The sequence below is a fragment of the Salegentibacter sp. BLCTC genome (assembly GCF_015143665.1).
In the GTDB taxonomy this organism is placed as follows: Bacteria; Bacteroidota; Bacteroidia; order Flavobacteriales; family Flavobacteriaceae; genus Salegentibacter; species Salegentibacter maritimus.
The window spans coordinates 204,143-218,046 of record NZ_WYEW01000007.1 but is presented as its reverse complement, the minus strand read 5'-3'; the positions used below and the strand labels follow the sequence as shown (position 1 = coordinate 218,046).

Genomic DNA, 13,904 nt, shown 5'->3' with positions numbered 1-13,904 from the left:
AATGCGTTTGGTTAGTGTTTAAAGATGGTGAATTGTTACAATAAAAATAGGGAATAATGAGGAAAATATAAATTTTGTGCGAAAAGTGTCAAAATTAACAAGCTATTAAGTTAATAACCGATATATTTTTTCGAAATTTATAAATAAAAACATCTACCAGAGCTATGAAAAATTTTAGTATTCCAATTAAATACGGGCTTTTAATTTCAGTAGGGTTAATTGCTTATTTTTTGATATTATCGGTTTTCAATGCACACATCTATCCTTTATTTAGTTTATTTAACGGCGTGATAATGGCGTTAGGGATGTGGTTGGCATTAAAGGCCTACAGAGACGATAAAGGTACAAAGTTTAAGTATCAGAAAGGCTTTATGGCAAGCCTCCTTACCGGATTTAACGCTACTATTGTTTTTACTGTTTTCTTTGCTTTTTATGCTACAGAGTTAAATCCAGATTTTCTTGGTAACCTTATAAATATGTGGCGTACAGATTATGGAACAGATATAGGAATCGTCTTATTTGTGGTTGCAGTAATGGGCTTTGCAACCAGCCTGGTGCTTACCTTAGCTTATATGCAGTTGTTTAAAGATTCCTGGAATACCAAAGAAGGCCAACAGCATACCTATTAAATCTTTTTAGGCTTTGTGAATTAATTATTTAGAAGTATATTTGCACCCGCTTGTTAAAAGCCAAGCGAAATATAGCATAAATTAATTAATCATAACACTATGTATGCAATTGTAGAGATAGCAGGGCAGCAATTTAAAGTTGCGAAAGACCAAAAGGTGTTTGTTAACCGTCTAAGCGGAGAAGAAGGAGATAGCGTTTCTTTTGACAAAGTTCTTCTTACCGGAGACGGAGACAACATAAATCTAGGCGCCCCGGCTATAGATGGTGCTCTTGTAGGAGCAAAAATCACACGTCACCTTAAAGGAGACAAAGTTATTGTTTTCAAAAAGAAAAGACGTAAAGGTTACAAGAAGAAAAACGGTCATCGCCAGGCTTTAACCGAGATCGTAATTGAAAGCATCGATGTAAAAGGTGGAAAAAAAGCTGCTTCAGCTAAAAAAGAGGAAGCACCTAAAGAAACCAAATCTGATAAGAAATCGGAAGATTTAAGTCAGTACACCGTAGCTGAATTGAAAGAGATGGCTAAGGAGAAAGGTCTTGAAGGCTATTCTTCTATGAAGAAAGCTGAATTAATTGAAGCTTTAAGTTAACTATTAATCTACTTAAAACTAAAGTAAAATGGCACACAAAAAAGGAGTCGGTAGTTCTAAGAACGGTAGAGAGTCAGAATCGAAACGCTTAGGTGTAAAGATTTTTGGTGGTCAGGCTGCCGTGGCAGGAAACATCATTGTTAGACAAAGAGGAACTGCACATAACCCAGGTGAAAACGTATACGCAGGAAAAGATCATACTTTACACGCTAAAGTTGACGGACTTGTGAAATTCACTAAGAAAAAAGACAATAAATCTTACGTTTCTGTAGAACCGTTTGAAGCATAGAGTTTTGAAGCCTTATAAAGGCAAAAAGGACTTTTAGAGTATATTGAAACCCCTTCCGAGTTTTGGAAGGGGTTTTTTTGTATCTTTAGGTAAAGCTTTAAGTTTCTAATTATGAGTTATATAGTTGTTTTTCGTACTTCCAGTCGGCACGAGCTTTCTATCCTCAAAAATCTTTTTGATGAGGAAGGAGTAGCTTATAGAACTTATGGAGAAGCTATTGATAGTGCGGCCAATATTGGCGGTTTAGGGAATGATGGAATGCGAATAGAAGTTGAGGAAGACGAAAGAACAAAAGCTACCGAAATTATTAAAAGAAGTGGCCTTTTAGATAATCCTTATACAGGTAAAACATTTCAGCAGATGTCACATTCTGAAAGAAGAAAGCCACAGGTGGGAAAATGGGTTTTTGTGCTGCTTGCGGTACTTGTAGTGCTTGTTGCTATTATTTTCTTTGTGTGGTTTATGAGTGGTAATTAAGAATGGCTTTTGCTAAAAATTTGCTCAGATTCTAAAATAAGTTCAGGATGACGTTTAATAAATAAAAAGACCTCACAGATTTACAAAATCTGTGAGGTCTAATTCTTAGAGAGATATTTTTAAAGAAATTTCCGCCTTAGTTTATGTTGAGTATAATTGAAGTGCGGAAATGATTCAATTAATATCTATAATATTCAGGCTTATAAGGCCCTTCTACTTCAACACCAATATATTCGGCCTGGTCTTGTTTTAATTCGGTTAATTCTACTCCAATTCTCTCTAAATGAAGTTTGGCAACCTTTTCATCTAAATGTTTTGGTAGCATGTATACTTCATTTTTATACTTATCAGAGTTTTTCCAAAGCTCAATTTGTGCCAAAGTTTGGTTGGTAAACGAGTTACTCATTACAAAACTTGGGTGGCCGGTGGCGCAACCAAGGTTTACCAGTCGGCCTTCAGCTAAAAGAATAATATCTTTTCCGTTAATGGTGTATTTGTCCACCTGTGGCTTGATCTCGTCTTTAGTATCTCCGTGGTTATTATTTAACCAGGCAACATCAATTTCGTTATCAAAATGCCCAATATTACAAACAATGGTTTTGTCTTTCATCGCTTCAAAATGCTCACCTCTAACAATATCTTTGTTCCCGGTAGTGGTAATCACGATATCGGCTTTTGGAAGTACGGTCTCCAGCTTTTTAACCTCAAAACCATCCATAGCGGCTTGCAAAGCACAAATAGGATCTATTTCTGTAACGGTTACTATGGCTCCTGTTCCTTTAAAAGAAGCAGCAGTACCTTTACCAACATCGCCATAACCGCAAACAACTACGCGTTTTCCGGCAAGCATTACGTCGGTAGCACGGCGAATAGCGTCAACAGCACTTTCACGACATCCGTACTTATTGTCGAATTTAGATTTGGTAACCGAATCGTTTACATTAATGGCCGGCATTACCAAAGTTCCGTTCTTCATTCTTTCATAAAGTCTGTGAACCCCGGTAGTGGTTTCTTCTGAAAGCCCACGAATACCCTCTGCAAGCTCTGGGTATTTATCGAAAACCATATTGGTAAGGTCACCACCATCATCAAGAATCATATTTAGTGGCTCGCGTTCTTCACCAAAAAACAAGGTTTGTTCAATACACCAGTTAAACTCTTCCTCGGTCATCCCTTTCCATGCATATACCGGAATTCCGGCAGCAGCAATTGCCGCAGCAGCGTGGTCTTGTGTAGAGAAAATATTACAAGAGCTCCAGGTAACATCGGCACCAAGCGAAACCAGGGTTTCAATAAGTACGGCAGTTTGCACAGTCATATGAAGACATCCTGCAATACGTGCTCCTTTTAGGGGTTGTTCGTTTTTATATTCTTCACGAAGTGCCATTAAGCCCGGCATTTCAGATTCGGCAAGTTCAATTTCTTTTCTTCCCCAATCAGCCAGGGAAATATCCTTAACTTTATAGGCAGTATACGGCACTGTTTTAGTCGACATATTATTATATTTGAATTAGCAATTTTTTTCAAGCACAAAAATAAGGAATCTTTAACAAACCTACATGCCACTTTACAAAACAATAACAGTAGATCCGCACACTAAAGTCTTCATTTGGAAGGTAGAAGAGTCTTTTGAAGATTTGAGTAAAGGAGTAGAGCTTACCGATCATTGTCAAAATCGCGTAGATGGAATGAAATCTGAAATTCATAGGAGGGGCTTTATGAGTATTCGTCATTTAATGGCACAAGCGGGTTACGTAGATCATGATCTTTTTTATGATAATTTGGGAAAACCCCATTTAAAAAATGGCAAGCATATATCTATTACGCATTCTTTTAATTTTACCGCTATTATTTTAAGCGATAAAAAGGTGGGGATAGATATTGAAAAAAGACGGGATAAAATTTTAAAAATAGCTAATAAATTTACTCCTTTAAGTGAATATCACACGGTGGCTAATGAAGAAGCTTTAATAAGAAAACTCACCATTGTTTGGGGAGCTAAAGAGTCTATTTATAAAATGCATGCCGAACCCGGACTTGGATTTTTGCAGCATATAAATGTTACCGATTTTGACTTTGATGATGCCGAGACCACGGCAAAAGTGAATTTTAAAGGAGAAGAATCTTTTTACGAAATGAAATTTCTGGAATTTGAAGGTTTTACCTGTGTGTATGGCTGGGGAGATTCTAAAAAAGGAGAAAATTAATGCCAAATTTTTATGCCGAAATTTCCCGGGCTTCAACTAAAGGGGAGAAATTGCTCGCTATTTTAATAGACCCCGATAAATTTAAAGGACCCGAAGCAGAAGCTTACTTAAAAAGAATTCCGAAAGAAACATCCCATATTTTTGTAGGGGGTAGCAGTGTAGCAAAATGTAAAACCGAAAAAACGGTAAACTCGATAAAAAAACACACGAATCTTCCTGTAATTTTATTTCCGGGCGATTATTCCCAAATTACCGAAACCGCAGATGCACTCTTGTTTTTAAGTTTGCTTTCTGGAAGAAATCCCGAATATTTAATAGAACAACAAATAAAGTCGGTAGAAAACTTAAGAAACAGCTCATTGCAAATTATCCCAACAGCCTATATTTTAATAGATGGAGGTAGAGAGTGTGCAGTGCAGCGAATAAGTAAAACAAAGCCAATTCCCCAATTTCAGGTAGAAACGATTGTTGATACCGCTTTGGCCGGAGAGTTTTCCGGAAAAAAACTGATTTACCTGGAAGCCGGTAGTGGTGCAGATTTTCCGGTTTCCGAAGAAATAATTTCCGAAGTAAAAAAGGCAATCTCAATTCCTTTAATTGTTGGTGGCGGGATTAGAAGTAGGGTACAACAAAATAGCGCCTATAAGGCTGGTGCTGATATGATTGTAATGGGAACGCAATTTGAAAAGTGAGTTTTATCCTGTAATGTAAAGCCATAGCTTTAAAAAAAGTTTTAGCCACGAATCCACTAATACTTTTTGATTTGAATAGAACCTTAATGGAGCCAAAATTAAAAGCTCCTCCCATTTTTTCTAAGGGGAGCTGGGGTTTACGCTTTTTTAGCATAAAAGTCGGAGGGGTATTCCTGATAGCTATTGTTTTGGGTTTTAAGGTTTTGTTACCACCTATTTCGTTCTATAAAGCGAAATTCGTTCCCTTTCTTTGAAAGGTGATGAAGTAAAATTAAATTCTTCTAAATTGTTAGTTTAAGTAGCAACAATACTAATTTCAAATCTTTAAATTTGGCTTGCCTAGGCGAATATATTACATATTATTTGTGCATTTGTGGCCTAAAATAGATGACAATGAAAATTTCAGTAGAACTCACATTAAGTCCTTTACAGGAAGATTTTGAACCCAGGGTTATCAATTTCATTAAGAAATTGCGGGCTTCGGGCTTACAAATAAAAGAGAATCCTCTCAGCACCCAGGTTTACGGAGATTATGATGAGGTGATGAAGGTTTTGAATTCAGAAATTAAAGATGCCTTTGAAGCAATAGACCACGGTCTCATCCATATAAAAATTGTAAAATCTGATCTTAGCAACTATGCAGCCGATTTTTGATTTTTTCTTTGATCAATATTACGGATATCCAACCTTATTTATAATACTGGAAGCCATTGCGGTAGTTTTCGGCTTTCTTTCGGTAATTTATTCCAAACAAAACAATATTTTGGTTTATCCTACCGGGATTATAAGCACCATGATATTTGTTTATCTACTTTGGCAATGGGAATTGCTGGGCGATATGATGATAAATGCTTATTATTTTTCTATGAGTATTTATGGGTGGTATATTTGGACACGGAAAGTAGATGCCGAGCATTTTACGCCTATTACCAATACTACCCAAAGAGAAAATTGGCAAAGCTTGTTTATTTTTATTGCTACCCTGCTTTTTGTGTTTGCTGTCTATGAATATTTTGATAAATGGATCAATTGGACGGCTTATATAGATACTTTTACCACGGCAATTTTCTTTGTAGGTATGTGGCTAATGGCCAAAAGAAAAGTTGAAAACTGGATTTTTTGGATTATTGGAGATGTAATCTCGGTACCTCTCTATTTTTATAAAGGCCTTACCTTAACGGCCCTTCAATATTTTGTATTCACTATAATCGCTATTTACGGCTATAAAGCATGGCAGAAAAACTTGCGCAACGACCTTCGTCCGTCATAAAAGTAGTTCTTTTTGGACCCGAATCTACCGGAAAAACAAGCCTGGCAGAAATGCTGGCTAATCATTATAATACCGTTTGGGTAGAAGAGTTTATGAGGGAATATCTTCAGGAAAAATGGGATAAAGAAAGGAAGGTTTGTGAACCTAAAGATTTAATCCCTATTGCAGAAGGCCAAATGAAACGTGAAAATACGCTTACCGAAAAAGCTAATAAATTGCTAATTAGTGATACCAACCTTTTAGAGCTAAAAGTCTATTCAGAGGCTTATTACGATGGTTTTTGCGATTCGCAACTTCTTAAACATGCGTTAAACAACCAATACCATCTGTACTTTTTAACGTATATTGACGTTCCCTGGACACCAGATGATCTTCGGGATAAACCTGACGATAGAATAGGTATGTTCAAACGCTTTGAGAAAGAGCTCAAAAATCATCAAAAGCCTTACGTAGTTTTAAAGGGCGATCTTATAGATCGTTTTAATGTAGCTATAGAGGAAATAGACAAACTTTTAAAAGGTAAATAGACGTGGAGTTTAGCGAAATAGATATTTTGCAAATTGAAGAAAAAGGCCTTTCAACCCAGGAGGTTGAAAGACAAATTCAAATATTTGAAAGAGGAAATATAAAAGTTGATATACAACAGGCAGCAACCCCTGGTAATGGGATTTTTGTTTATAGTGTTGAAAAGCAAAAGGAATTTATAAAGACTTTTGAAAACAGGAAACAAGAACTTAAGCTGCTGAAATTCGTTCCTGCTTCTGGTGCAGCAACAAGAATGTTTAAGGCACTACATAATTTTGTAGATGAGTTTGAACCCGATAAAGAAGGCCTACGTGATTATTTAGATAGAAAAGAAAACAAAGGCCTGCAATTGTTTTTTGAGAAAATAGAGAAGCTTCCATTTTATGAAGAAGCCCTGAAAAAGGCAAATGATAATACCGAGAATTTTTCTAATAAAACCACCGATGAGCAACAAATCATTTTAGTTAAAACAATTTTGTTTAATTCGGGACTTGGGCTGAGTGACTGGCCAAAAGGTTTGGTTCCTTTTCATGCTTATAATGATTTTACTGCTACCGCCTTTGAGGAACATTTACATAGCTCGGCAAAATATCTTTCGGTAGATGGTGTAACTAAATTACATTTTACAGTTTCTGACGGGGATAAAGAAAAGTTTGAAAATGAATTTGAAAGAATAAAAGAAAGACTAGAGGAAGCTACTAATACTAAATTTGAGATTTCCTACTCCTATCAGGATCCAAAAACCGATACTATAGCGGTAGATGAGAATAATGAAGCTTTTAGAGATGAAGAGAACCGACTGTTTTTTAGACCGGGAGGGCATGGTGCCTTAATTGAAAATTTGCAACAGCAGGACGCCGATGTTCTTTTTATTAAAAACATAGATAATGTAGTGATTAATAAGAATATTCCTGAGGTTGTTGAAATGAAGAAAATGCTGGGCGGAAAACTTCTTAGCCTGCAAGATCAGATTTTTGACTATATGCGACTTTTAGATGCCGGAAATATTTCGGAAACTAAATTAGACGAAATAGCAGAGTTTTTGGAAAAAGAACTTTTTGAGAAAGTAACTTCTTCTTTTAACAAGTTTACAGGGGAGGAGAAAATGCAGTATTTATGTAAGAAACTAGACAGGCCTGTAAGGGTATGTGGAATGGTAAAAAATGAAGGTGAACCGGGAGGTGGCCCTTTTTTGGTTAAAAATGAAGATGGTGAAATTTCGTTGCAAATTATTGAAGGAGCACAAATAGACAAGGATAATGCAGAGCAATTGGAGATCCTTAATAATTCTACTCATTTTAATCCTGTAGACATTGCCTGTAGTCTTAAAAATTATAAAGGAGAAAGTTTTGAACTTCAGCAGTATGTAGATGATAATATGAGTTTTATTGCTCATAAAACCAAGGATGGAAAAGCTTTAAAAGCTTTAGAGAGACCTGGTTTGTGGAATGGTGGTATGGCATATTGGAATACGGTTTTTGTGGAGGTTCCTTTAGAAACTTTTAATCCTGTAAAAACAGTAGCCGATCTTTTAAAGCCTTCTCACCAACCTAATTAATTTGTTTTGGATGAAGCGCAAATAACACGGGAACTCAGTTTTAAAGCCGTGAGAAGCTCAGGTTCCGGTGGCCAGCACGTAAATAAAACTTCTTCGAAGGTTGAACTTTATTTCAATGTGGAAACTTCTAAAGGACTTTTGGAAGAGGAGAAATTGCGCTTACAAAAGAAATTGGCTTCAAGACTTACTAAAGATCATCTTCTAATTTTGCATAGTGAAGAAAGCCGAAGTCAACATAAAAATAAGATAATTGTTATTGAAAAATTCTTTGATCTGTTGCGGGAAAATATAAAAAAACCTAAAGCTAGAAAGAAGACCAAGCCCGGAAAAGCGGCAAAATTAAAGCGCCTCAAAGCCAAGAAAATAAATGCCGAAAAGAAAGCTAGAAGAGGTGATCCATTAAAATAATGGGGTGCTTTTCTACACTTGTGTAGAAATAATCCCCTGTTTTTTTGTTTGTTGTGTGTAGAGATTTGGGGATTTTATTAACCAATGTGTTTGTTTTCAGTTTATTAAGGGTTTGGGTGGTAAGTGGTATGATTTTTTATATCTCACTTATGCTAAATTAAAGTAAATATAGCAGCTTAAGATACTGTTGTATAATTTAGATTTTCGGAGAAAAAGAGGCCTAAGGGTCTCTTTTTTTTGTGGCTTACTTTTGGTAATCCACACTTCTACATAATGTTCTCTTAAAAGATGTGTTTTTCTACATAATATTTTGCTAATTCTAAACTCAGCGATGCTTTAATTTACTGATAATCAATATTTTAATTGAAAACATAAGGTTTTGGTATAATTATTCCTATATACTTTGCATAATATAACCACAAATCTAAAATTTTATCATTATGAAAAAGCTAGGATTAAGTTTAATGGCCGCAGGAGGAATGTTTTTATTTAGTCAAAATGTTCAGGCTCAGGTAGAAGATCCCGAAAAGATGGAGCAAATGGAAGATGTAGAAGAGGTACAGGAAGTTCAGGAGGATTATAAAAAAGTAGATGTACTGGTGCTTCCACAAGCAATTAAAGATGCAATAATGACTGACCTAAATGGAGCTGTTGCAGAAGAAGCCTGGGTAAAAGAAAAAGACGGGAAGCAAATATATAAGCTGTCGCTTAATGTAGATGGAGAAAAACAAAAGGCTTATATCGATAAAGACGGGAACTGGATAAAAAAAGAAGATAAATAGTTTTATCGGTTCAACTAACCACTAATCTTTGTTGATCTTATTTTGCCCTACCAAAAGGATCAACAGAGATTTTAATTTAACAACCGAATATTAAGAGAAACCAACTCTTTCGGTGCCAATTTTAGAGCAACAAAGTAATGAAAGGAAGAAAATCTTAAATGGTTAAAAAGCCTTAACGGCCTACTAACTAACACTTTTTTTAGTCATTTAAGAATGGAAAGATTTTATGTAAACGCTGCTTTTTGTAAATTGGAAAATGGATACCACCCAATGACAGGTTAATAAATAATTTAGATTGTCATTGAAGAGAGACCTTTAACGAGGTCTCTTTTTTTATGCTTATTTTAAACTTAATGAGTTTTAGATTGTTAAATTTGCAAGACGTTTAAATAAAAATCAATGACAAGAATTCTTATAGTTGAAGATGATGTGCCTTTTGGAACCATGCTTAAAACGTTTCTGATTAAGCGAGACTATGAGGTTGAATTGGTTTTTAGTGGACTAGAAGCTTTTAAAAAGTTAAAAGAAACCGCTTTTAACCTAATTCTTTCTGATGTTAGGTTACCTGATACAAACGGACTTGATGTTCTAAAAAAGGTAAAGGCTGAAAATGCCGAAACTCAGGTTATTATTATGACCAGTTATGCCGAAATTAGTATGGCGGTAGAGGCAATGAAAATTGGAGCTTTTGATTACGTATCTAAACCATTTAGGCCTGAATCAATTTTACAAACTATAGAAAATGCCCTAACCCATACCCAGGTAAAACCGGGGAAGGAGAAAAAACAAGCTAAACCATTATCAAAACCTGCTGCTATACCTAAGGAAACTAGTTTTGTAAAAGGAGTTAGCGAAGCTGCGCTAAAATTAAGTGATTATATACAGCTGGTAGCTCCTACAAACATGTCTGTTTTAATAATGGGCGAAAGTGGAACCGGGAAAGAACAGGTGGCAAAGAGTATTCATGAACAGAGTAAGCGTGCCGGTGAGCCATTTATTGCAGTAGATTGTGGTGCGATTCCAAGAGAATTGGCTTCCAGTGAATTTTTTGGGCATTTAAAAGGCTCTTTTACCGGGGCTATAAACGACAAAACCGGGCATTTTGAAGCAGCAAATGGTGGTACTTTGTTTCTGGATGAAATTGGTAATTTAAGCTATGAATTACAGGTTCAATTATTAAGGGCTCTTCAGGAAAGAAAAATTAAACCCGTAGGTAGCAATAATGAGTTGCATGTAGATATTCGGGTAATAACCGCTACTAACGAAGATCTTGCGCAAGCTGTAAAAGATGGTGAGTTTAGGGAAGATCTTTACCATAGGTTAAATGAATTTTCAATTAAGGTTCCTTCTCTAAAGGAGCGTAAAGAAGATTTAATGCTTTTTGCAGAATATTTCCTGGATGAGGCCAATACCGAATTGGAGAAAAATGTGATAGGTTTTACCGAAAGTGCTATAGAAGCTTTTAAGAACTATAACTGGCCCGGGAATTTAAGGGAATTAAAAAATATGGTAAAGCGCGCAGCATTGCTTACCCAGGACGAGATGATACCTCTTAAAGTGCTACCACATGAAATTGCAACGGCAAACCATACGAATACAGAAACCGAATATGGTCTATTTAAAAATAAAAACGAAGAGCAGTTAATTTTAGATGCTTTGGAAAAATCTGGAGGAAATAAGAGTAAAGCTGCCAGGTTACTTTCTATAGATCGTAAAACACTTTACAACAAACTAAAACAGTATAATATTAAACTTTAATTTCCTGTTCGAGTTCTTTCATTAGGCTTAAAATGCCGGTTCTCAACTCCTTGAACTCCTGGTTTGTAAAAGCTTCATGCTGTTCTAATCTCTCTAGTTTTTTCGCTAAGGGTACTGCCTTTATTTGCTTTAACATAGGTGCCATCTTATGCGCTAATCTGGCCACTTCCTTAAAATTATTCTCATTGCGAGCCAGTGCAATAAGTTCTATTTGTGACCTGGAACTTTCAATAAAGGCCTCTAAAATACTTTGAACAGCTTCTTGGTCTCCAGCCGAAAAATCATAAATATCCTGAAGGTTATAGTGATTATTCTTAGAATGTTGTAGGTTATTATTTATTTTGCTTTTAAGTTCCAGTTTAAAAATATCGGCAATACTTTCCTGAAGTTTTTTTGGCTTGTAGGGTTTTAAAAGGCTTTTGTTGAATCCGGCCAGTTTATATGTTTCTACATCAACATCTGTTCTTCCCGATAAGGCAATAACAGGTAACTCTCCGGTTTTATACTTTTTCCTTATATTTTTAATTAAATCAAAACCATCCATTTCTGGCATTTGTATATCGGTTAATACCAAAGAATAGTTTCGGGTTTTCAGTTTATCCAGAGCTTCATTTCCATTAAATGCACTATCGCATTGCATTCCCATAGATTTTAGCAACTCACGTGTTAAGGAAAGCTGGGAGGGTTCGTCGTCTACAATGAGTGCTGTTTTGCCGGTAAGGTCAGGTAATTCTGGTGTAGCTAATTTTTCCGGCTCTTTAATAGTTTCAGTAGCCAATTTTCTAACCGGGAGAAAAACTATAAATTCGCTACCATTACCCTGTTCACTCTTTAGCTTTAATTCACCTTTAAGCAACTCAATTAAGCTTTTTGTAATGGCAAGTCCAAGTCCTGTTCCGCCGTATGCTTTTTCTATTTTTGTGTTTTCCTGTGAGAATTCTTCAAATATCTCATCTTGTTTTTCTTCTGAAATACCAATACCGGTATCTCTTACTGAAATAACAAGGCAGTAACTGTCTTCAATTTCCTTTTTAAGGTCTATTTGGATGTTAATTTCACCTTCTTTGGTGAACTTATAGGCGTTGGTAATTAAATTGGCAATAATTTGCTTTATTCTAAATGGATCGCTAAGAACTTGCGTATCTGAAGCTTTAGAAGCCCGAAAAACGATAGATACATTTTCATTTCTTTGAGCCGGTAGAGCATTGTAAACCGTATCTTCTATGAGTTTAGCCGGATTAAACGGTAGTTTTTCCACCGTCATTTTTCCTGCTTCCAGTTTAGAAAGATCTAATAAATCATTTACCAGATGCAAAATAAAGCTAGACGATTTTTTTACCTGGTCTATATAATGCGATTGCTTGGTGTTTAAGGAAGATTTTTCAATAAGATCTGTATAGCCAATAAGCGTATTTAAAGGCGATCTTAAATCGTGGGTAATGGCGGCCATAAATTGTTCCCGCCTTTTTAATAAGGTTTCTGCAAAATCTTTGGCTTCCTCCAGTTGGCTACGGTACTGCTGACTTTTAGTGATATCCTTAATGATAAAAATAAGTGATAATAATATAATTAAGAAGCTTACTATTCCGGCAATTATGAAAATTTGAGAGCTCTCTTTTATCATATCCTGGGAAACTTTTGCCCGTTGTATGGAGGCTTCCCGCTCTTCTAATTCAATTTTCCCCAGTAAACGGCGCAATTGCTGGTTAATAATCATATCATTTTCCAGAAATTCCTGTTCTTTTTTATCTACAGTATTTTGAAAACGCCTGGTAGCAATTTCCAATTCACTTAATACATTTCTAACAGAACCTATTATAGAATCGGCTGTTCGGTTGGTGAGTTTTTCGGCATTGTCTTCACGCGAATATTCCAGCAATCTAATTAATAGCCTTCGTTGGTGTGGTTCCAGATTAGAGAAACGTTGGTTGTAATTATAATCATCAAAAGAAGGATCTACTTTTTTTAATTCGGTTAAAACCTGTGAGTAATAGTTTTGATTTCGCTGTTGTTCTCTTAATTCATATAATTCCTGAAGGTTGGTAGACTTGTCAGAAAGTAATTTTTTGATGCTATCTAGTTCATTTTTTATCGAACTATCGGCATAACCGGTTTTTAACTTATTAATATTAAGTTTTATACTGTCTATTTGACTTTGGTATTTATCAAGGCCTGCTTCATTTCCGGTTTGAATAAGCTGCCTGCTTAAATTTTCAGTTTCATATAAGCTGGTGGTGATATCGCTCAGCATAAAAAGCTGTTCGTTGTTATTGTTGTTTTTTTCTGAAACCTGGCTAAAAGCAACCACCTGGTTCCATACCAGCCAAACAGCAACAGCAGCTAATGCGGCTATTAAGAGATAGCCGCTAATTACTTTATAAGTTATTGATCGTTTTGTATTTCGCATAAATTTCTTGTCACCAAAATTACGCCATTTATACGAAACGATACCGGCAATTGAGTGTTCTTAATTTTTTGAGCTAAGGTGGCCTCAGTTGGGCTTGTAGAATTAATTTTAAACGATAAATTTATAGACCTAAAACGTATGGTATATCCATAAAAGCTTTATACATTTGCGGCCAATCTCAAAGGGGTGCCACTTAAGTGTGGCTGAGATCATACCCAAAGAACCTGGGCGGGTAATGCTGCCAAGGGACATACGCAGAAAGCGTAAAAAGTATGTACTCCTGAAAATGCCAAAACACCGGTGGGCAATTT

Annotated in this window: 15 protein-coding genes and 1 riboswitch; of the genes, 13 read left to right on the top strand and 2 right to left on the bottom strand. The window is 35.8% G+C overall.

Annotated elements, in window-relative coordinates; genetic code table 11:
- The first annotated feature begins 164 nt into the window (after nt 1-164).
- The 4 genes from GUB10_RS10630 (at nt 165) to GUB10_RS10615 (ending at nt 1,986) form a co-directional block, all read left to right on the top strand.
- On the top strand, nt 165-629 hold the full coding sequence (locus GUB10_RS10630) for a DUF4199 domain-containing protein (RefSeq protein WP_193711433.1): 465 nt from the start codon (nt 165-167) through the stop codon (nt 627-629).
- 99 nt (nt 630-728) lie between these two features.
- Nucleotides 729-1,220 carry a 50S ribosomal protein L21 gene (rplU, locus tag GUB10_RS10625; protein WP_193711432.1) on the top strand — a complete coding sequence of 164 codons (492 nt, stop codon included), beginning with the start codon at nt 729-731 and terminating at the stop codon, nt 1,218-1,220.
- Nucleotides 1,221-1,248: 28 nt separating this feature from the next.
- Nucleotides 1,249-1,509: a 50S ribosomal protein L27 gene (gene rpmA, locus GUB10_RS10620; protein WP_193711431.1), complete on the top strand. Its 261-nt coding sequence runs from the start codon at nt 1,249-1,251 to the stop codon at nt 1,507-1,509.
- Between the two features lie 111 nt (nt 1,510-1,620).
- Nucleotides 1,621-1,986 (top strand): DUF2007 domain-containing protein, encoded by a 366-nt coding sequence (locus tag GUB10_RS10615; protein ID WP_193711430.1) that lies wholly within the window; start codon nt 1,621-1,623, stop codon nt 1,984-1,986.
- Nucleotides 1,987-2,164: 178 nt separating this feature from the next.
- On the opposite strand, the gene ahcY is transcribed toward GUB10_RS10615, so the two are convergent.
- Nucleotides 2,165-3,481 carry an adenosylhomocysteinase gene (ahcY, locus tag GUB10_RS10610; RefSeq protein ID WP_193711429.1) on the bottom strand — a complete coding sequence of 439 codons (1,317 nt, stop codon included), beginning with the start codon at nt 3,479-3,481 and terminating at the stop codon, nt 2,165-2,167.
- A gap of 64 nt (nt 3,482-3,545) precedes the next feature.
- Here ahcY and GUB10_RS10605 point away from each other — a divergent pair, with 64 nt between their 5' ends.
- From GUB10_RS10605 to GUB10_RS10565, 9 genes are all read left to right on the top strand, one after another.
- Entirely contained in the window at nt 3,546-4,193 is a 648-nt protein-coding gene (locus GUB10_RS10605; RefSeq protein WP_193711428.1) for a 4'-phosphopantetheinyl transferase superfamily protein, read from the top strand.
- Nucleotides 4,193-4,885, top strand: a complete 693-nt coding sequence (locus GUB10_RS10600; protein ID WP_193711427.1) for a geranylgeranylglyceryl/heptaprenylglyceryl phosphate synthase — start codon at nt 4,193-4,195, stop codon at nt 4,883-4,885. Before GUB10_RS10605 ends, GUB10_RS10600 begins: the two co-directional genes overlap by 1 nt.
- Nucleotides 4,886-5,278: 393 nt before the next feature.
- Nucleotides 5,279-5,539 (top strand): YkoF family thiamine/hydroxymethylpyrimidine-binding protein, encoded by a 261-nt coding sequence (locus GUB10_RS10595; RefSeq protein ID WP_193711426.1) that lies wholly within the window; start codon nt 5,279-5,281, stop codon nt 5,537-5,539.
- Complete coding sequence (pnuC, locus tag GUB10_RS10590; RefSeq protein WP_193711425.1) at nt 5,523-6,155, top strand: nicotinamide riboside transporter PnuC; 633 nt, start codon at nt 5,523-5,525, stop codon at nt 6,153-6,155. Before GUB10_RS10595 ends, pnuC begins: the two co-directional genes overlap by 17 nt.
- The gene (locus GUB10_RS10585) at nt 6,116-6,682 is read left to right on the top strand and encodes an AAA family ATPase (protein WP_193711424.1); all 567 of its coding nucleotides are present in this window, start codon (nt 6,116-6,118) and stop codon (nt 6,680-6,682) included. The genes pnuC and GUB10_RS10585 overlap by 40 nt, the downstream gene beginning before the upstream one ends.
- Nucleotides 6,683-6,684: 2 nt before the next feature.
- Nucleotides 6,685-8,238 carry a DUF4301 family protein gene (locus GUB10_RS10580; RefSeq protein ID WP_193711423.1) on the top strand — a complete coding sequence of 518 codons (1,554 nt, stop codon included), beginning with the start codon at nt 6,685-6,687 and terminating at the stop codon, nt 8,236-8,238.
- 6 nt (nt 8,239-8,244) lie between these two features.
- A complete protein-coding gene (gene arfB, locus GUB10_RS10575; RefSeq protein ID WP_193711422.1) occupies nt 8,245-8,646 on the top strand; it encodes an alternative ribosome rescue aminoacyl-tRNA hydrolase ArfB in 402 nt (133 codons plus the stop codon).
- Nucleotides 8,647-9,086: 440 nt separating this feature from the next.
- Complete coding sequence (locus tag GUB10_RS10570) at nt 9,087-9,428, top strand: hypothetical protein (protein ID WP_193711421.1); 342 nt, start codon at nt 9,087-9,089, stop codon at nt 9,426-9,428.
- A gap of 399 nt (nt 9,429-9,827) precedes the next feature.
- On the top strand, nt 9,828-11,186 hold the full coding sequence (locus GUB10_RS10565) for a sigma-54 dependent transcriptional regulator (protein WP_193711420.1): 1,359 nt from the start codon (nt 9,828-9,830) through the stop codon (nt 11,184-11,186).
- On the opposite strand, the gene GUB10_RS10560 is transcribed toward GUB10_RS10565, so the two are convergent.
- Nucleotides 11,176-13,593: a hybrid sensor histidine kinase/response regulator gene (locus tag GUB10_RS10560; RefSeq protein ID WP_193711419.1), complete on the bottom strand. Its 2,418-nt coding sequence runs from the start codon at nt 13,591-13,593 to the stop codon at nt 11,176-11,178. The genes GUB10_RS10565 and GUB10_RS10560 overlap by 11 nt on opposite strands.
- Before the next feature lie 172 nt (nt 13,594-13,765).
- A riboswitch (TPP riboswitch) is annotated at nt 13,766-13,860 on the top strand.
- The last annotated feature ends 44 nt before the right edge of the window (nt 13,861-13,904 follow it).

What these genes read in the sequence shown, in the direction of transcription:
- GUB10_RS10630 (WP_193711433.1), top strand. Translation starts at nt 165, where the DNA reads ATGAAAAATTTTAGTATTCCAATTAAATACGGGCTTTTAATTTCAGTA.
- rplU (WP_193711432.1), top strand. Translation starts at nt 729, where the DNA reads ATGTATGCAATTGTAGAGATAGCAGGGCAGCAATTTAAAGTTGCGAAA.
- rpmA (WP_193711431.1), top strand. Translation starts at nt 1,249, where the DNA reads ATGGCACACAAAAAAGGAGTCGGTAGTTCTAAGAACGGTAGAGAGTCA.
- GUB10_RS10615 (WP_193711430.1), top strand. Translation starts at nt 1,621, where the DNA reads ATGAGTTATATAGTTGTTTTTCGTACTTCCAGTCGGCACGAGCTTTCT.
- ahcY (WP_193711429.1), bottom strand. Translation starts at nt 3,481, where the DNA reads ATGTCGACTAAAACAGTGCCGTATACTGCCTATAAAGTTAAGGATATT.
- GUB10_RS10605 (WP_193711428.1), top strand. Translation starts at nt 3,546, where the DNA reads ATGCCACTTTACAAAACAATAACAGTAGATCCGCACACTAAAGTCTTC.
- GUB10_RS10600 (WP_193711427.1), top strand. Translation starts at nt 4,193, where the DNA reads ATGCCAAATTTTTATGCCGAAATTTCCCGGGCTTCAACTAAAGGGGAG.
- GUB10_RS10595 (WP_193711426.1), top strand. Translation starts at nt 5,279, where the DNA reads ATGAAAATTTCAGTAGAACTCACATTAAGTCCTTTACAGGAAGATTTT.
- pnuC (WP_193711425.1), top strand. Translation starts at nt 5,523, where the DNA reads ATGCAGCCGATTTTTGATTTTTTCTTTGATCAATATTACGGATATCCA.
- GUB10_RS10585 (WP_193711424.1), top strand. Translation starts at nt 6,116, where the DNA reads ATGGCAGAAAAACTTGCGCAACGACCTTCGTCCGTCATAAAAGTAGTT.
- GUB10_RS10570 (WP_193711421.1), top strand. Translation starts at nt 9,087, where the DNA reads ATGAAAAAGCTAGGATTAAGTTTAATGGCCGCAGGAGGAATGTTTTTA.
- GUB10_RS10565 (WP_193711420.1), top strand. Translation starts at nt 9,828, where the DNA reads ATGACAAGAATTCTTATAGTTGAAGATGATGTGCCTTTTGGAACCATG.
- GUB10_RS10560 (WP_193711419.1), bottom strand. Translation starts at nt 13,593, where the DNA reads ATGCGAAATACAAAACGATCAATAACTTATAAAGTAATTAGCGGCTAT.